General features: G+C 59.8%; 12 protein-coding genes, 1 tRNA gene and 1 pseudogene. 4 read left to right on the top strand and 10 right to left on the bottom strand.

What is annotated here, in order from left to right:
* A pseudogene (locus ACFE72_RS16350) lies at positions 1-187 on the bottom strand (hypothetical protein); the annotation flags it as partial.
* A 237-nt stretch (positions 188-424) separates the two neighbouring features.
* Here ACFE72_RS16350 and ACFE72_RS16345 point away from each other — a divergent pair.
* Positions 425-498, top strand: a tRNA-Cys gene (locus ACFE72_RS16345).
* Positions 499-824: 326 nt separating this feature from the next.
* Here ACFE72_RS16345 and ACFE72_RS16340 read toward each other — a convergent pair.
* From ACFE72_RS16340 to ACFE72_RS16300, 9 genes are all read right to left on the bottom strand, one after another.
* On the bottom strand, positions 825-1,004 hold the full coding sequence (locus tag ACFE72_RS16340) for a hypothetical protein (RefSeq protein ID WP_375414162.1): 180 nt from the start codon (positions 1,002-1,004) through the stop codon (positions 825-827).
* Between the two features lie 119 nt (positions 1,005-1,123).
* The gene (locus tag ACFE72_RS16335) at positions 1,124-1,339 is read right to left on the bottom strand and encodes a hypothetical protein (protein WP_375414161.1); all 216 of its coding nucleotides are present in this window, start codon (positions 1,337-1,339) and stop codon (positions 1,124-1,126) included.
* Positions 1,336-2,532, bottom strand: coding sequence for a radical SAM protein (locus tag ACFE72_RS16330; protein WP_375414160.1), 1,197 nt, complete (start codon positions 2,530-2,532; stop codon positions 1,336-1,338). Before ACFE72_RS16330 ends, ACFE72_RS16335 begins: the two co-directional genes overlap by 4 nt.
* A gap of 99 nt (positions 2,533-2,631) precedes the next feature.
* Positions 2,632-2,826, bottom strand: coding sequence for a hypothetical protein (locus ACFE72_RS16325; RefSeq protein WP_375414159.1), 195 nt, complete (start codon positions 2,824-2,826; stop codon positions 2,632-2,634).
* Between the two features lie 141 nt (positions 2,827-2,967).
* Positions 2,968-3,165: a hypothetical protein gene (locus tag ACFE72_RS16320; protein ID WP_375414158.1), complete on the bottom strand. Its 198-nt coding sequence runs from the start codon at positions 3,163-3,165 to the stop codon at positions 2,968-2,970.
* Between the two features lie 174 nt (positions 3,166-3,339).
* The gene (locus ACFE72_RS16315) at positions 3,340-6,225 is read right to left on the bottom strand and encodes an AMMECR1 domain-containing protein (protein ID WP_375414157.1); all 2,886 of its coding nucleotides are present in this window, start codon (positions 6,223-6,225) and stop codon (positions 3,340-3,342) included.
* Positions 6,226-6,256: 31 nt separating this feature from the next.
* Positions 6,257-8,092 carry a RiPP maturation radical SAM C-methyltransferase gene (locus ACFE72_RS16310; RefSeq protein WP_375414156.1) on the bottom strand — a complete coding sequence of 612 codons (1,836 nt, stop codon included), beginning with the start codon at positions 8,090-8,092 and terminating at the stop codon, positions 6,257-6,259.
* 54 nt (positions 8,093-8,146) lie between these two features.
* Positions 8,147-9,013, bottom strand: a complete 867-nt coding sequence (locus ACFE72_RS16305) for a hypothetical protein (protein ID WP_375414155.1) — start codon at positions 9,011-9,013, stop codon at positions 8,147-8,149.
* 436 nt (positions 9,014-9,449) lie between these two features.
* A protein-coding gene (locus ACFE72_RS16300; protein ID WP_375414154.1) for an IS630 family transposase occupies positions 9,450-10,398 on the bottom strand; the annotation gives its coding sequence in 2 pieces (ribosomal slippage) (positions 9,450-10,061 and positions 10,063-10,398; 948 coding nt in all).
* A 163-nt stretch (positions 10,399-10,561) separates the two neighbouring features.
* Here ACFE72_RS16300 and ACFE72_RS16295 point away from each other — a divergent pair.
* The 3 genes from ACFE72_RS16295 to ACFE72_RS16285 all read left to right on the top strand — a co-directional run bounded on the left by ACFE72_RS16295 (position 10,562) and on the right by ACFE72_RS16285 (position 16,909).
* Positions 10,562-11,325 (top strand): IS5 family transposase gene (locus ACFE72_RS16295; protein ID WP_375414153.1). Its coding sequence is split into 2 segments (ribosomal slippage): positions 10,562-10,897 and positions 10,900-11,325, totalling 762 coding nucleotides; the frame shifts between segments, so codons are not numbered across the junction.
* A 467-nt stretch (positions 11,326-11,792) separates the two neighbouring features.
* Positions 11,793-15,164, top strand: a complete 3,372-nt coding sequence (locus tag ACFE72_RS16290; RefSeq protein WP_375414152.1) for an AAA domain-containing protein — start codon at positions 11,793-11,795, stop codon at positions 15,162-15,164.
* On the top strand, positions 15,161-16,909 hold the full coding sequence (locus ACFE72_RS16285) for a phospholipase D-like domain-containing protein (protein WP_375414151.1): 1,749 nt from the start codon (positions 15,161-15,163) through the stop codon (positions 16,907-16,909). The genes ACFE72_RS16290 and ACFE72_RS16285 overlap by 4 nt, the downstream gene beginning before the upstream one ends.
* Positions 16,910-17,257: the final 348 nt, after the last annotated feature.

Genomic DNA, 17,257 nt, shown 5'->3' with positions numbered 1-17,257 from the left:
AACGGTATCCAGCGTTCAGGGCGTCGCCGACCATGGGAGAGGGTTGGGCCGGTCCCTTGTAGCCCAGCATGCGGTAATTCCAGGCTTCACAGGCGAGCCTGTCAGCTTCTTTGCGCGCCGAGGCAGCCTGGTCTGCGGATGCGCGGATGGTGCTGGCGAAGAGATGCTCGCGGGACTTGGTGCTCATGGAAGGAGGAGGGTAGGGTCGGCGGTCGGGTCCTGACAAGTCACCGGACGCAGGGTTCCGGATGATGATGCGGTTCCCCGCTTTTCCGCCTCGGGGTTCGTAAAATTGGAAAAAGAGAACAGACCGGGCCTGGCAGTTTCAGAAACGCGACGGAATCCGAGTTTCAGAACTTTTTGGGCCTCCGGATCAGGACGGTTGCCTAAGTGATTGATGCTCTGTATTGATCCGCCTTCATGAGGCCACGTGGCGGAGTGGTTACGCAACGGTCTGCAAAACCGTGTACACCAGTTCAATTCTGGTCGTGGCCTCCAGCAGTCACATCAAAGGTTTACTGGACGATATTCAATCGCCGCCTGATGAGAAGCTCGATCGACGGCGGGCGCTTAGGTGTCGTACGGGCTGTCGATCAGGTTCTGCATGCCCCAGAGGGTGCTTAAAGTACACGCGAGGAGCAGGGCGAACGTAACCGGAATCAGGATATTCCACATTTCAGATCTCCTGTCGCTTCCACTAAGCCGCCATGCTCCTCAGTTGCGGTTAACAATCTCCTAACAGTCCTGGCTTGTCCCACGTAAAAGATCGGCACCGGCGTCGAAAGTGATCCCCCTGAACAAGATGGACACCCGCCGCGCCCGAATCAGCAGGACGCGCACCATCCCTCTGGAAAGGGGAGCAGGGGCCAGGCCAGATGATTGTCGTTCGCAGCCAGCGGCGGTGCATCGAAGACCATCGGGAGATCGGAAAAACCGAGCGCCGGAACCGGCGCGATGGCGGTCCTGACGGCGTCCAGCAACCGGTCGAATTCAACTTCGCTCATGGGTGTTCTCCCTGTCAGGAGCCACCATGTCAAAAAGCTTTTGTTTGCGGGTTGAAGCGATTGTTCAAATTGTACCGATCAGCCTGCGACCCCGGGCTTGGTTACCGATTGCTTGCCCGCTATTTGCCGTGCCGTTCAACGGCACGATCGATGCGCTGCATCGTCTCGATCGCAAGATAGCCGCCGTCCCGATATCGGGCTCCGATCTCGCGGGAGTCGCGGCCACAATGCGGGCAGGTGGTGGTGGCTTCGAAAACATAGAAGAGGCACTGACGGCAGAGCACCAGCACCGGCGCGGTGCTGCCCTGCGGCGGCGAGGCGGGAAGGTCGCTCATGCGCGCGGGTCCGCAGCCGGAATCGGTTCTTCGACCAGCGAGAAGCGTCCGGTAGCAAACGGCAATGAGGGGGCGTCTTCGATCTTCACGATGCGCTCGCGGCGGCCGCGCTCGGCGAGCGTCAGCACGCGGTGATGGCAATAGGGATTGTTGCCGCGCCGGCCGAGCAGCGAATCCGCCGTCCACGTACAGCCGCCGCGGCAAGCCTCGGCATAGTAGCAGCTGCTGCAAAAGCCCCACAGATCTTCGACGCCGCGGTTACGGTTGAACTGAAGGGCGGGATGGGTGGCCCACAGCTCCGCGATCGGCGTGTCCCGAACGTCTCCGGCGCCATAGCGGTCCGTGGCAAGTGACGGGCAACCTTTCAGCGTTCCATCTGCTTCCAACCCGATCGCGTTCTGACCGGCGGGGCAGCCGCCATAATATCCCCGGTCCGGACCGCGCCACAGCACGTCATAGGGGCCGAAATAGCCGATATTATTGCCGGGCAACAGCAACAGGTTTCGCTCGCGCCCCTTGAGATGAAGATCTGCCAGCAGCGGCATCAGCGTCGTGAGCTCATAAGGTTGCAGTAGGATTTGATCGTTGTCGACCGCGTTGCCCATCGCGACCGTGAGTTGGACCTGCCAGTATCTGGCGCCGGTGTCGATAATGATGTCCATCAGCTCCGGCAGTTCGGGCATCACCGTCGAAGTGATCTGCGTGTTCACGCTGGCGATCAGGCCGACGCCGCGGCAATCGTTGAGGACGCGCAACGCTTCCAGGTAGGAGCCGGGCACGCCACGCAGGCGGTCGTGCAGCGGCTGCAGACCGTCGACCGAAACGCCAAGGCCCAGCAGGCCGGCGCCGGCCGCGGCTTCGATCATGTCCCGCGACAGCTTGTAACCGCCGGTTTGCATCGTGCAGTCCATGCCGTGGTCGTGGATCGCCCGCACGATTGCCAGCCAGTCCTTGCGGACAAAGGCTTCGCCGCCGATAATCGAGATTTCGCGGGTGCCGAGTTCCGCGAGCTGACGAACGACATCGATGGCTTCGCTGGTGCTGAGTTCCCTGGCGCGGCGGTGCCCGGCGCGCGAACCGCAGTGCACGCATTTGAGATTGCAGGCGAGGGTGATTTCCCACACCACATAGACCGGCACGCAGTCGATCTGGTCACGAAGCGACAACCTCCGGCTCGGGCCATCGTCGAGCATCGATTCTGACATCCTCTGCCGCCTAGCGTGATGCTCCCGGCGCGCACCTGATTGCATGCGCGACGGTGCGCCGGCTCCGTCGCGCAGGGCCCAAAGCGTCTATTTCTGCTTTGCCGCGATCGCCTTGTCGAGGTCCGCGAGTGCGCCATGCAAATCGCCATCATGGCCGTCCTTGCCTTTCGCAAGATCGTGCCCGACGGTGCGATAGGCCATCAGCGTTTCAAGACTTGCAGACTTGATCTTGTCACGGATCATTACGCCGTAAAGCAGCATGCTGGTGCCAGATTGAGCCATCTTCCGCCTCCTTGCGGGTTGAGCCATTGCCGCCGACAGGATCGGTTCGCCGCGGTTATGGCGGCGCGTCAGCGGCGTTCGTTCAATTGGCGCACCCGTCCCGATATGCGCGGACGGTGCCCGGACCGGTCGTTGAAATGCTTATTTTTTGCCGTGGTTGGCGATCGCTTTGTCGAGCTCCTTGAGCGCGTCCTCGAGGTCCTTGTCCTTATGATCCTTGAGCATATCGTGACCGACGACTTTATAGGCGTTCAGGGTTTCGAGGTCGGTCGATTTGCATTTGTCGCGAATAATAACGCCATAGAGCGGACGGATCGTGCCGGAGCCGGAAGATGCCATTTATTCCTCCCTGTTTTGCTTTAAGCGGGGTCGTGAACGCAATGAATGAGAGCCGCCCACATGCAATTGGATCGGCCTTATATTGGGCGGGGTGACCGCGCTCGCGGAGTGTGCATTAACGGTTGCCGCAATTCAACCAGGAAGTGAATAACGTTTATGTGCGTTGGTGAAGGTCTATCCGGCCCTGGCGGCTCCGCCGATTTCGATCAGGGCGGCAAGATAGTGCTGGACGAAATCGATGCACACTTCGCTGGCGCGCCCGCTTCGGCGCAGCCCGCCGACCGCCATTGAGGGATTGGGCAGCAGGGAGCTGTCGCGCGATTGGATAATCAAACCGTCCAGGAATTGAAGTCCGCGCCGGCACGATTCAAGGTAGCCGCGATGACGCAGTTCATCTCCCGTCGACCTGGCGAGGCTGGCTGCGGCTCCGATGCCTTCCAGATACAGCGCCGTCGTATAGCCCGGCGTATCGGATTGATGATCGTTCAGGAATGCGCCGGACTTTTCCTGTTGGAAACCGCAGATCCAGTCGGCCGCTTCAAAAGCCAGATCGGCAAAGCGCGGATCGGGTTTGACCTGCCACCCGGCGTAGCAAGCCTGTGCCAGCCACGACACCTGCCCGAAGCGCGGCTGGGCACGAAACCGGTGCCGGTAATAGCGAAATGCCAGCTCGAACTTGGCGTCGTCCAGCGGGGTCAGGCCGAGCCGCGCTGCCGTGGCGAGCGCCAGCATTACCTGTCCGGGGAAGTAATCCTGGTACGCGTCGGATGCGATGGCCTCATCGGCGTGCGTGTGCACGCGGCCGTGCGCATCGATGCGCGACCACAGTGCCGCCGCGAGCCGCGGCACCCACTGTTTCCGCAGCGTCTCGTCCGGAGCCTCGCACAGCGCAAGGACGAGCAGGGCGCTTTCCGCGACCGAGCGATCATTGCCCATGTGGGTGAGCCATAATCCGTCGGCGGTTTCTTCCACAGTGTGCAGCAGGAACACGGCAGTGCGGATGGCGGCATCGCCGGCCGATCGGTCGCAGGTCCTGGATGCCCGCGCCAGCACCCAGGCGCCATGGGCAAGCCGCGGCAGGTCGACGGCCTGGTAGAGTTGATCCTGCAACGGCTCGTAGCGGGTAAAGAACGTGCCGTCGGGACGCTGGTGCCGCAGCAAATAGGCGATTGCGAGGGTGCCGAGCCGCTCCACCAGTTCGCACAGTCCGGCCGGCGGCGCTTCCGGCGCAAAACTGCCTTCGACAAGCCGCTCGCCGGTTTGATCCGCAAGCCAGGTCGTGCACTCGAACCGGATCCATCGATACGGCGGTTCGGTAATCTCGGCCTTGCGCAAGAGCTCCTCGACAAACGAAACCGCATCGAGATTGTAACGGCTTGCGACCGATGGCAGGAACAGCGCAAACCTGGCGTCCTGCTGAACCATCAGCGCGTGCTGGCCGTAGCGAATGCGTCGAACAATATCTTCGACGGAGTGGAGGCCGAGGTCGAGGCGGTCGTGCAGCAGTGCTACGGTGACGGAAACCGTCTTCGGTGACGTCGCGCCCGCCGGAGTTTCAAAGCGCGCATCGTCAAGCGCGGCTTCCACCAACGTCGTTATATCCTCGTCGAGCCGGCCCAGTACGGCCCCGAAACATCCGCGCAGCCGTCCGGCCAGATAGACGCTGACGTAGAGCTGATCGGTATCGGCGGGCAGCAGATCGTCGCGGAGCGGAGCCGTGCGCGGAGCGACGCCGAACAGCCTCGCGATGGCGAGATCGCGGCCGCGCGCGGCCACCAAGCCGCCGCATTCAGCCCGCGTCAGAGGATGGGACGCGCCGGAGCGGGGAACGCCGGTCGGCTGCCAGGCCACCCCTGGCTCCACTGCCTTGACGACGTCATGGCGAAGGATCACATGCGGCTCGAAGGAAACCAGCCCGGCATTGGTCATGCGCGCGTGCTGATACTGGTCCCACTCGTTCAGGATACCGGGCATGCGAGGCAGCGCACCGCCCATCCAGCCCGGCCGTTCCAGGCTGCGCACCACAATTCCGTAACGGTCGTTATCGAGCGCGCCGACCGGACATGCTTCCATTGCGTCGAAGAAGGTGACGGCGACCGCGCTGTCGTCGAGCAGCGCAAGCGCCTCATCTTTTGGCAAAGTTTCGGCGGTCTTAAGCGCCGCCCACAATACCGCCTCGGAACTGGGCCAGCCTTGCTCGCCGGGGAAATTCCAATACCCGTCGCGCGCATGGCGGACATGAATATTCTTAACGGAGCGCAGACTAACCCATGCGCCGCCCCCCGCCGGATAGTCCAGGTCGAGCGCCTGCGGCGGCCGCGGCAGCTTGCCCGAAGTGAGGTATTCGCGCATCGCGATGCGCGCCAGCGCCGCCGGATGCAACTGCTCGGGCGCGCGCGCCTCGCTCCATTGAAATTTCGGAAAAATCTTTGTCGGATTGCCGATCGGCTTCGGCTCGTCCTCCATGTGATAGATGAAGTCGCTCCAGATGTCGGTCACCGCCTCGACGTGGTAGCCCTGCTCCTGCATTCTGGCAAAGCCGCCATACCAGCCGAACCTGACCAGGAAGATTCCGCCCTCGACCCGGATGCCCGCCTGGCGCAGCGTATCGCAGGCAAGCTGCATCGACGTCCCGGAGGCGATCGAGTCGTCGATTACAATGGTGGGCTCGTCGGGGTCGATCGGACCTTCGATCAGCTTGAGTGAACCATGCTTCTTGCGCTGCTGACGGACCAGCAGCCCGTGATAACGGCCGTCCGACTGCATGATGACGGAGTTCAGGATCGGTACTGCGGTCAAGCCCAGGGTCGCGATCTGCCGGCCCTCGAAACGCCGCAACAGTTCGAGGACGCAGCGGCCGGCAAGCTCGGCGCCGCGCGGCGTCAGCGTGACCTGCAGCGAATTCAGCATCCAGCGCGCGGTCGATCCGTCGCGCGACAGGATCGGCTGCGTCGGCGATTGATAAAGGATCGCTTGCCTGCGCATCAAACCGAGGAGTTCGTCGCGGTCCTTGTGAAACGCGGCCGGCAGACGCGCCAGAGTTTCCGACCAGGATTCCATCAGGAAACTCCGCCAATGCGGTCGCGCCGCATCAGACGTAGGCATTCTTTGGCAGAGCGAGACTAAGGTATTGGCCGTCCAGTTCGATCATGAGGTCGCGCTGGCGAAATTCCGCCAGAGCCGGGGCCAGCCAATCGGTTTCGCCAAACTCGGTTTTGATCGCGTGCTCGGTTTTTGCATCCATGCAGAACTCGTAGAGCGCGGCATGGCCGTCGGAGTAGTCGAACTGCCGAGGTGAACCGTTGCGCGCATCTTCGATGAAGATCGAGGCGCAGGACTTTCGATATTGCAGCGTCGGCCTTTCGCCTTGGCGCCAGCGATCCTGCCAACCTCCTACCGCGCGGAAAATGTCGTCATATTCGTGCTCGGGCAGCATGCCCGGCCCGTCATGGTCGAAATAATACGAAATCCGCTCCGGATTGAAGCGTCCGCGCGGGAAAATGTAGCGATAGCAGTCGGCCGGACGCAACCGGCCGACGCCGTGCTTGTCCGGATCGGTGAACATCGGGGAGCCGCGATCGGCGCGCGCCTTCGCGATTGCGTAAGGCGGCTGCAGATGCGGGATCTTTTCAATGACGTCGCATTGCAGGCGGTAATCGTCCGCCGTCTCGCCTGCGAAGCCGACCAGAATGTTATAGAGATTGTTGATGCCGTAATAGGTGCACCACTTCATCAGTTCCAGATTGCGCATCCCGGTCGAGTGCTTCTTCATCAGCTTCAGGACATGCGTTGAAAAGCTCTCGATGCCGGGCTGCACCGAAACCAGTCCGCCGCTGCGCATCCTGGCCAATTGATCGCGCTTGAAGTGCGGACGGATCTCGTAATGCAGACGGATGTCGCTTTTCGCTTCGGCAAGCCGCCCGAACAGCTGCTCGGTGTATTCCGGCGCCATGATGTTGTCGATTGCGTTGAAGTCCAGGCGCCCGTAGCGCCGTGAGAGCTGTTCCAGCATGTCCATGACTTGCTGCGGCTCCTTGGCGCGGAATTCCATGCCGGCCCGATTCAAGCCGCAAAAGGTGCAGTGATGCTTGACGCCCCACCAGCAGCCGCGCGCGGTTTCGATTGGCAGCAGCACCTCGCCATGCGGACTGTATTGCGCATACCTGCTTTCGGTACGGGCATAGAAGTATTCGTCGAACTCGGGCACCGGCGTGACGTTGAGATCGCGCAGGTTGGCGGCGCGTCCGCCGAATACCACCTGTCCGCCTTCGCGCGACATCAAGCCTGGAAACCCGCCCACCGGTTGTTCGTCGAGAATGCCCCGGACGATCTTCGGCAGTGAAATCTCGGCGTCGCCGCAAAACACGTAATCGACTTGCGGGCAACCGCGGATCACTTCCTCGGCAATGTCGTCTTCCAGGGCTGCGCCGCCGAAAATGATCGGAAGCGACGGATGGCGCGCTTTCAGCGCGCGGGCCAACGCGATGCTGGCGAGCAGTTGCTGAAACACCAGCGAAAAGCCGACCATTCCGAAGCGGCTCCAGTCGACGCTGTCGACGCAGAAGTCGATGAAGCGCGGCGCAGCGTCATCGCGAAGCCGGCGCAGATCGTCGAGCGAGCAGCCGGCGAGTTTGCAGATGGTGCGGAAATTGCGCTCGAAGACCTCGAAATATTCCGGGTCTTCTTCGTGCTCGCCGAACGCGGCCTTGGTCCAGATCCATTCGCCGACCAGGCTCGGCCAGACCTCGGCAAGCACTTCGTTCATCTGCCAGCCGACATGCGTGCCGAAATACATGAAAAGCGAAAACGGCTGGGCTGAAAACCCCTGCTGCTCCAGAAACGGCTTGAGCAATCCGAGCTGAAACGACGGAAAGCGCCCGGACAGCGTCGGCATGCTCACCAGAGCGATCGGTTTGGTGGACGGCATCAGTCGGCTGACTCTCCGAAAGGCTCGTGGCTTGTCCCGGCTTTATCGAACCGCCTATTTGTCGCGATTCGGCTTGTTCTGCGGTGCGATTTCGGGACGGATTTCCGGCCGGACTTCGGGACGAACGTCAGGTCGCGCATCGGGCGCGATTTCCGGCCTGATCTCCGGCCTGTATTCCGGCCGGGTTTCCGGCCTGATTTCGGGATGCACTTCCGGCTTGGTCTCGGGCGCTACCTCGACGATCTTGCCCGGATCTTTTTTGTGATCAGGACGAACGTCGGGCGCGACTTCGACAATCTTGCCGGGATCTCTCTTGATGTCCGGGCGAACATCCGGGGCGACCTCGACGATCTTGCCCGGGTCCCGCTTGACATCGGGCGCAACTTCGACGATCCCGCCGGGGTAATTTCTGACGTCAGGACGAACATCGGGAGCCACTTCAACGATCATATCGGGGTGCTCTCGAACATCGGGCCGGGTGCGCGGCGCGACTTCGACGATCGGGCCGTGCCGCACGTCAGGCCTCGCGTCGGGCGCGACTTCGACGATGGTTTCAGGCTGTTGCCGCACGTCGGGTCGGATGCGCGGAGCGACCTCGACGATCGGCCCATGGCGGACATCGGGCCGGACCCCCGGTGCGACTTCGACAATGGCCTCGGCAGACTTCCTCACGTCGGGCCGGACTTCCGGTGCAACCTCGATGATCGGTCCATGCCTGGTATCCGGCCTGACGTTGGGCGCCACCTCGACGATCGGCCCGTGCCTGACGTCCGGCCTGACCTGCGGCGCGACCTCGACAATCGGTCCGCGCTTGACGTCCGGGCGGCCCTCGGGGGCTATTTCCGGATGAACTTCCGGTCGGGATCCTGCCGCTCTGGTGCTCTCGGCAGCCTTGTTTTTTCGCTCAGTATCATCGTTCATCGGATCCTCCCCTCGAGAAACCAATCGCAGACCTTCTAACTTCCTTTTACCACAGAGCAACCTGTCGGCGAACAGGTATTTCGGCGTCCTTTTGCCGCGAAGCGGTGTTGGATCGGCTGACCAGTTATCGGATAAGCGCGGGCGAAAGAGCGTCGTGCCAGCCGCGCCCGTGGCGCGCTGGTCGTGGACGAAGCTGATGGAAAGTGCCGCGACGTTTGGCTCCCCTTCCTCAAGGCTTATCGAACTCTTTTTGTTGAATCTCCTCAGGAATTTCGCGGTTTTCTTGAGCAAATGAGGATTGGCGGGATTCCGACGCGCTCGGGTGAGGGGCGGAACTAGAGCAGGCACCCACTTCGCAAAAACTTGGCAGCCATCTTTTCAACGCGTCATCACTTGGAGTGGCTGATCGTACCGAAGAGTCGTCGCCTAGAGCGTTTCACGTTTTGATTGAAGCGTATCCGGCGTTGGTGAAGTAGTTTTTGCATTCGTCGGGCTTGATGGTCTGGATGAGGTCGCCGAGGTGGCTGCTGATGTCATCGATGGTGCGTTTTTGGGCGGTGCGCATCCAGTGCTTGATCTTGGCGAAGGTCTGCTCGATCGGATTGAGATCGGGCGAGTAAGGCGGCAGATACCACAGTCTTGCACCGGCGGCCCTGATGATGCGTCGTAGCGCGACCGACTTATGGCTGCCGAGATTGTCCATGATAACGATGTCACCGGGCTTCAGCGACGCCAGCAAGATCTGCTCGACATAGGCGCGGAAGCACTCCCCGTTGATCGGCCCGTCGAACAGGCAGGGAGCGGCGAGGCGGTCGTGGCGCAGCGCGCCGAGGAAGGTCATCGTGCGCCAGCGGCCGTGCGGGGCGAAGCCGCGAAGGCGGGCTCCTTTCGGCGCCCACCCACGCAGCGGAGCCATATTGGTCTTGATCCAGGTTTCGTCGATGAAGACCAGCCGTCGCGGATCAAGGCCGGCCTGCCACGATCGCCAGCGCCGCCGGCGGCGGGCCACATCAAGGCGGCCTTGCTCAAGTGCGAACAGAGTTTTTTTTGAACCGCAGCCCTTCGCGCCGCATGAACAGCCACACCGCATTGTGCGAGACATCGACCCCGCGCGCCACCAATTCGTCCTTCAGGGCGTGCAGCGTCAAATGCGGGGTCTGCCTGATCCGCTCCTTGATGAAGTCGCCATGCGGTTCCAGCACGGACTTGCGGTGACCGCCCATCTTGCCTGGCTTGACCGATCCCGTCGCCCGATAACGCTGCGACCACTTCACCACCGAGGAGACGGCAACGCCAAACCGCAAGGCCGCCGCCCGGCAACTCTCGCCCTTCAATACTGCAGCGACTACCCGCTTGCGCAGGTCGTTGGAAAGAGGTCTGACCATCGGATGCTGGCCTCCGATCCAGCCAGCATCTTGAATCATATTCGCCGCACAACCGGAATCCCTCCCGATTCAATAAATTCGTGAACCGCTCTAGGTGGTGTGGACTCTAAGGATTCCCTTTTAGGGGCAAATCAGATTCAAAGCTGCTTTTGGGGAGGCAGTCTTGGGTGTGAAGAACCGTTTGGTTTTGAGTGATGCGGCGTGGGAGCGAATGGCGCCGCTGATTATCGGTCGACCCGACCAGAAGGGTTCGACCGGGCGGGACAACCGGATGTTCGTGGAAGGTGTGCTGTGGATCGTACGTACGGGCTCTCCCTGGCGTGATCTTCCGGAGGCGTTTGGAGATTGGAACAGCGTGTTCCGGCGCTTCAGTAGATGGAGCATCAAGGGTGTCTGGTGGCGGATCTTCGAGGCGATGTCCGATGATCCTGACTTCGAATATCTGATCGTCGATTCCACCATCGTCCGGGCGCATCAGCACGCTGCCGGGGCGAAAAAAGGGGGTCTGAAGATCAGGCGATCGGCCGCTCGCGCGGTGGCCTGAGCACCAAGATACATATGGCCGTTCGCGGCTTGGGATGTCCCGTACGGTTCACGCTGACCGCAGGCCAGAAGGGCGATGCACCGCAAGCCGCCGCATTGATCGAGGGATTACCCGCCGAGGTCGTCATGGCCGATACGGCCTATGACGCCGATCATTTGCGCCAGGCCATCGCCGCCAAGGGGGCGCTCGCCGTCATCCCCAACAACCCGTCACGTGCGCTCAAATATCCGCTCGACAAGCATCTCTATGCCCAGCGTCATCTCGTCGAATGTTGCTTCTCAAAGCTCAAGCAGTTCCGCCGCGTCGCGACCCGCTTCGAAAAGACCGCCCGAAATTACCGCGCCGTCGTCACTCTCGCAGCCATCGTCTTATGGATGCGATAAGTGTCCACACCACCTAGGGGTCCTCAAGGCGTATCGCGTTTGACATTTGAATTGATCAGAACGAAATCGGTAGAGATCGCATAGCCCAATCCCCCGATACGGTATTAAAATACCGCTCGCGTCCTGCGTAAAAGGACTTGCCAAGCAAACAGGCCGTAAGCTCTCAGCTTGGGGATTCACACTATCTTGCCTCTGCGAAAGCAGGGGATATCACATCGACGGGTAGCCTCTCGCACATCGAGCGCGTATGACGCGCAATTATAGATACGGAGCTGGAGCAGACCATGGCCCCTAGCCGGGCAGAGAGGACAGCATCGTTCCTCAAAGGGTACAGAATAGAGCCTAACGATCTCGTTGCGGACGATCCGGCTCGAGGAAAACCTTCCTTGTGCCGGGCGCGAAATCCTGAAGGTTTTTCCGTTTTAATAAAGAGTTGGAGCCGAGAGCGCGGCGGTTCTGATGCCGATATGAAAGACATCTGGCGGAGCGAGATACGCCAGCTTCAACGCCTTGCTGCGGTGCCGAAGGCAGACGATCTATTTGTTCCTATGATAACTGCCGGATCAGACAAGGATGCTTTTTATATTGTTCTAGACCCGGCCCGCGGCGATCCACTCGAGACCTTCCGCAAAGCAACCTCGAAGCCTCTCGTTCTTTCCGCACCAAGATTGCCGCGGAACCGCAGACTGCTCTGGGAGAACTTCTTGCGGATCGCCCGAGCGCTCGAGCTTCTGCACTCGCAGGGAATTATACATCGAAATCTCGATCCTTGGTCGATTATTGGCTCATTCGGAGAACATCCCGATTTCCGGTTGACTGGTTTTGAGTGGTCTATGCGGCTCGCCACCGTCGAGGACGTCCCGCGCGCTGGTGCTGGAGGAGCCGAGTCTCAGGCCGCATCTTTCGGCCAGGACTGGCGAAATCTCGGACTGATGATCGCGGAACTTCTAGATGTGTCGCCGGGACGAGTGGTGGATCTGCGTTTGTTGCTCTCCGAGGTCGCTGACCACCTATCCATCTCTGAGGTACGAATCTTACGAAAACTGACTGGTGCCATTCCCGTTGAACGGCTGGACGGTGACCGCATTTGCCGCGAAATCTCTGACGTCATCGAGACGATCCAGGCCCAGGCCGCAGGTGGTGAACTCAAGCTTGCGGCTGCGTTTCGTCTCGATCCGCGCTCGCCTCTCACCAAGGACATCAGGCACGCGACCGGCAACCAGATCGAAGCAACCGACGTCGAGGGGTTAGTGGCCTTCGTGAAGGATGATCTAGCAGGCGAACCTTACCTGACCCTGGTCAAGGACGGCCGAAGTGGTGCGAAGGTGGCCCTCCTTGGTAATCAGATGACCTACTGGCTCTCTCCCTATCGCGCGCCTGGAACTACTGATGTCCCGACTTTCGAGTTCGCCGTCTGTGAAACCGCTGAACTAGCTAGACCCCGCACGATCGTCGAGTCAGAAGTATTAGTGCCTGAAATGCTTGACATCCTGCCGGCGGGGAGGGCGCAAGAGCAAAGCTTTGCCCGCCGGCGAGGCCGGGTGGCCGATTGGCAGCCGCATATCGATGCCCTCCGAACCTCCGAAAATCGAAAGACTGATCTCGATCGAAAGTATGAAGCATTCGCCTTGCTTACGGCGCTCGAAATGGCATACGCCGTCGCCGACATTTTCCCCATCTCCGTCAAAACAGGTCGCCCTTCCGAAGGCGGGAGCCACGGCATCGTGGCAATCTCTCGATATGACGAAGAGAGAGATGCGCTATCTAAAGCGCTTCTCTTTCGGGCTTCTCCGGCAGTGCGCTTGTCCGAGTTGCTGGACAAAGGTGAGGCAAGCGACAGGGGCAGCGACGGCTGGACACTCGCCCAGACGGGCTCGCTGGGTGAACGTGATGCGGAGAATCATTGGCGGTACGTTGGCGCGGAAAGGGGAGGGCAAGGCGAGATATTCAAGTTCGAAGGTTCGTTCGCCACGCGCATACGCGATGAGGCCTTTCTAATCCCCGGCGAAATGAAAGGGAAGCTCACGCAGCTGCGGAGAAGGCTCAAGGCTCTCCGCGCGTTACGCGAGCATTCGGAAATGTTGCGAATGCTTACCGACCCTCGCGGACGAATCGAAGACAGTCACGATCCGATCAAGCAAGACAACGATTTTAAGAGCTTGGACAGGTCGAAGCAGGAGGCATTGAGCGGGATTCTCTCGACCATACCCTTCTTTCTGTTGCAAGGGCCTCCCGGCGTGGGCAAGACCTACCTCGTATCGGAGATTGTGCGACGGCGCTTCACGGACGAGCCGACGACGCGGCTGCTTCTATCCGCGCAGAGCAATGCAGCGATCGATCACTTAATGAAAGAGGTGATCGAGATGCTGCCAAAGGACGTGGAGCCGGTAAAGGTACGAGCAAGGCCGGCTGATGACGACATCAGCGACACTGATCTCGAAATCGATCGCCAAGCCGATTACTGGCTCGACGCCCTCGCAAAGAGCGATCTGGTTGAGGATGCCGACCCGAGCGTGCGAGAAAAGATACGCGATTTAGCCGCGGTGCGGCGGGCGAAAGCGAAACCCAATGCGACGCGAGCGATGGCCGCAGAGGCCCGAGCCTTTGAGGCCATGATTCTGCGCTCAGCCAATCTCGTGTTCGCCACCACCAATTCTGCCGCTGTCGAGCAATTGATAGAAGAATCGAGCCTGTTCGATTGGACGATTGTTGAGGAGGCTGGCAAGGCGACGGGCAGCGAACTACTCTCGCCGCTGTTGCTATCGCATCGCCGCCTAATGATAGGCGATCACCAGCAACTTGCGCCATATGGCGCCGATACCATGATCAAGCTTTTGTCCAGCGCCGAATCGGTAAAAAAAGCGCTGCGCGCTGCCGAGCCGCACATCGCCCGCTATCAGCGAGAACCAGGCATAGAGGATGTTTTCAATGTGATCGACGTAGACAATGCGGATTTCGGTCGTCTGTGCGCCGACACGCTTTCCGCTCTATCATTATTTGAAACGCTTGTGAGAGCGGAAACCGCCGCAGTCGTTGAGAAGGGCAAAGCGCGCCGCCCTATCTTCCACAAGCTCAATGAACAGCACCGGATGCATCCGGCGATTGCGAAAATCGTATCGGATTGCTTCTACGAAGGCACATTAAAGACCAACGAAAAGGTCGAGAAAAAGTATCGCGATGGAACCCCGCCGTTTCGGTTCTTAGATAGTCGTCTGCCCGAACGTCCGGTGATTTTCATCGATATGCCGTACAGCCGCGAGACAATCGGTTATCGCGGCGGCGACCGGCTGCCTCCTTGGACGAATCCGGACGAAGTTACCGCGGCTCTGCAGGTTCTTCGTCTATTGCGCGCGGTGGGCCGATCACGCCCCTCGCTTGCTGTGCTGTCACCTTACAACGAACAGGTCAAACGGCTGCGACAAAACATCAGATCGGAGAAACCCGGTTCGTTAAAGCATCTCTCTGGATTTCAGCCTGCTTTAGGAGAAGACGATTATTGCGGAACCGTCGACTCTTTCCAGGGTGACCAAGCCGACGCGATCCTGATTTCGCTCGTGAGGAACAATGAGAAAGCGACCGTCAAGGGTGCGCTAGGGTTCCTCGACGACAGCCGCCGAATGAACGTTCTGCTCAGCCGCGCAAAATGGCGGATGATTGTTATCGGCAGTCTCAGCTTCTACCGCCATGTCATGAGTTATTCGGAAAAAGCGTCCGGTATCGACAAGTCGTCTGGCGCCGACATCGAGTTTCTTAAGAAGTTTCTTGTCGCGCTAAACGACGCCGAGCGAAATGGCGACGCGAGCATCGTGCCATGGTCAACCTTGCGGAAAAAGCCATGAGCGTGATCGAAGTTGCCGTGCCGATGAGGCGGAGTCGGCGCCGTTTCCACGTAGAGAAGGGGCGGCGCTGGAGCGTTATCGAGCATCTGATGCTAGAAGCTGTATCGCGCGCTCCCGCTACTACGGCGGATCTTTCCAAGCGCTCCAATCTTCACCGGCGCATTGTTGTAGAGGCGTTCATTCGATTGATGCGGGCGGGGTGGGTTGAAATCCTCGACGACCCACGAGCAACAATTTTTCGAGCGACTACTGCGGGAAAGGAGCAGATAAGGCTAGGCGAATTGAAAGGACTGACGACGATCCGATCGAGGACCATGAGCTTTGCCTTCGAACGAGTTACTGGGCAGGCATTTCGCGGCAGTGAATTTTCCATTCGAGCGCGCCAGCGGATTTCAAAGTCCACGGATGCCGATGCATTGGTCTTTTTAAGCCCTGATCCGCGCAAAGATGCCGAAGACCTCAGCCAAATTTACAGTGCGCTTGAAGGAGAAAATGAAGTCATCGTCGGCTCAGACTCCTCGCCCCATCTGCCGATAGAGGGCTTCGCTGTAGTGCGCGTCTTGGGCGGCGTTATCGACGACATATCATCGCGCGCCGAGGAGCCACTGCGTCGGGCCATTCTTCAAGCCGCCGCGGCCGCCGCAACGCCGCACGTCAAAACAACTGGCGGAGCCGAGCCTACAATGGTGCAGGCGACTGACTGGAGCGAGCCGGTAATTGATGCGGTTTTCGATCATAACGATTTGATTGTCGGCGAAAAGGAACATAAGGCAATCTTCCTAGAGGCATTTTCGCGTGCAAGAGAGCGGGTCGTCGTACATTCCACCTTTTTGTCAGATCGGCAGGATGATTTCCTGAAACCTATACTGGCTGCCGCGGCCCGTAACGTTCGCGTCGACATACTTTGGGGACAGTCGGATGATGCGACAGAGAACTCCGCGTCTCGCGAGGCAGCGTCTCTTCTCCGGCAAGCTGTTCAGCAATCGGGGCGTTCGGATCTCGTCAAGATACACAGTCTAACCACAGATTCTCACGCAAAAATCATCGCGAGCGATGATGGGAGCGGAGCATGGAGCGCTCTCGTCGGCTCTTGCAATTGGCTCTCGACAGAATTCGACAGCTTTGAGGCAACAGTTCGGTTAAGAGATCCGCGGCTCGCTGGTCGTGTGGTCAACCATCTTGCGACGATGTCGCTCGGATCGCGGGGCGTCTGGCACTCGCTGGCCGACGAACTCACCGTTCTCGCACGGCGCATTGTACACACTAAGTCGTTAACAGGGCGAAAGGCAAAGGTACGTATTTTGCTTTCATCAGACCATGCCTCACTTCCCCTGGAAGCGCGCGATCGGGCACGTAAGCGCATCCTTATTACCAGTCACCGCATCGGTGTCGCCGGACTTCCAATGGCAATCGTGCCAGCGGTGACTGCGGCGCAGGAAAAGAAAATCGAAGCAGCGTTGTTCTACGGACGTGCCACTGGGCCGCTATCTGGCACGGACGCCGCGGAACTGACGCGCGAGTTTGAACGTCAGGGCGTACGCATCCGGCCGATCTTCCAGCCGCGGCTTCACGCCAAGGCGCTATGCTGGGATGACGACGCATTAGCTATCAGCAGTCAGAACTGGTTATCGGCAAGTTCGTCGCAGGCATACCCTCGACGGGAGATTGGTGTTTTCGTGGAGTTGAACAAGATTGCTGATACGTTCGTCCGTCGACTCGAACACGCGCGGTCGCAATTCATGTAGACATTGCTGCGCCTGCAAGACAGCTGCGCGGTCGACAGGTTCCGCCGAAAACGAAGGTGTCGACGAGACTGCATGGGCTGCGAAAGGTGCTGATCCGCTAATCGTCAGGACAGGGACAATTGCAGTGGATAACACTTGCAAGGGCACGCCTCAGCTTAAGGGACCTTGCGTGTGTTCTTTTTTTGTTCTAAATTGCATAAGCCAGCGTGCAAGATGCGCTATATTTAGTGGTTTCTTCTGGGTTCTATAGGCGTATCTTGTGGGGTCCCAGCGGCATCATCATTTATCAGAGCTGGTACGGGCAGAGCGAGGGCCAGGGGCAATTCGCACTGGAACTTTGCGGCTGGA

The sequence above is a fragment of the uncultured Bradyrhizobium sp. genome (genome assembly GCF_964252615.1).
Classification (GTDB): Bacteria; Pseudomonadota; Alphaproteobacteria; order Rhizobiales; family Xanthobacteraceae; genus Bradyrhizobium.
This window is presented reverse-complemented; position numbering and strand designations above follow the sequence as displayed.

Excerpts from the sequence above, each read along its gene's own strand:
- ACFE72_RS16305 (WP_375414155.1), bottom strand. The coding sequence starts at position 9,013 with ATGAACGATGATACTGAGCGAAAAAACAAGGCTGCCGAGAGCACCAGA.
- ACFE72_RS16340 (WP_375414162.1), bottom strand. The coding sequence starts at position 1,004 with ATGAGCGAAGTTGAATTCGACCGGTTGCTGGACGCCGTCAGGACCGCC.
- ACFE72_RS16315 (WP_375414157.1), bottom strand. The coding sequence starts at position 6,225 with ATGGAATCCTGGTCGGAAACTCTGGCGCGTCTGCCGGCCGCGTTTCAC.
- ACFE72_RS16330 (WP_375414160.1), bottom strand. The coding sequence starts at position 2,532 with ATGCTCGACGATGGCCCGAGCCGGAGGTTGTCGCTTCGTGACCAGATC.
- ACFE72_RS16290 (WP_375414152.1), top strand. The coding sequence starts at position 11,793 with ATGAAAGACATCTGGCGGAGCGAGATACGCCAGCTTCAACGCCTTGCT.
- ACFE72_RS16320 (WP_375414158.1), bottom strand. The coding sequence starts at position 3,165 with ATGGCATCTTCCGGCTCCGGCACGATCCGTCCGCTCTATGGCGTTATT.
- ACFE72_RS16325 (WP_375414159.1), bottom strand. The coding sequence starts at position 2,826 with ATGGCTCAATCTGGCACCAGCATGCTGCTTTACGGCGTAATGATCCGT.
- ACFE72_RS16285 (WP_375414151.1), top strand. The coding sequence starts at position 15,161 with ATGAGCGTGATCGAAGTTGCCGTGCCGATGAGGCGGAGTCGGCGCCGT.
- ACFE72_RS16335 (WP_375414161.1), bottom strand. The coding sequence starts at position 1,339 with ATGAGCGACCTTCCCGCCTCGCCGCCGCAGGGCAGCACCGCGCCGGTG.
- ACFE72_RS16310 (WP_375414156.1), bottom strand. The coding sequence starts at position 8,092 with ATGCCGTCCACCAAACCGATCGCTCTGGTGAGCATGCCGACGCTGTCC.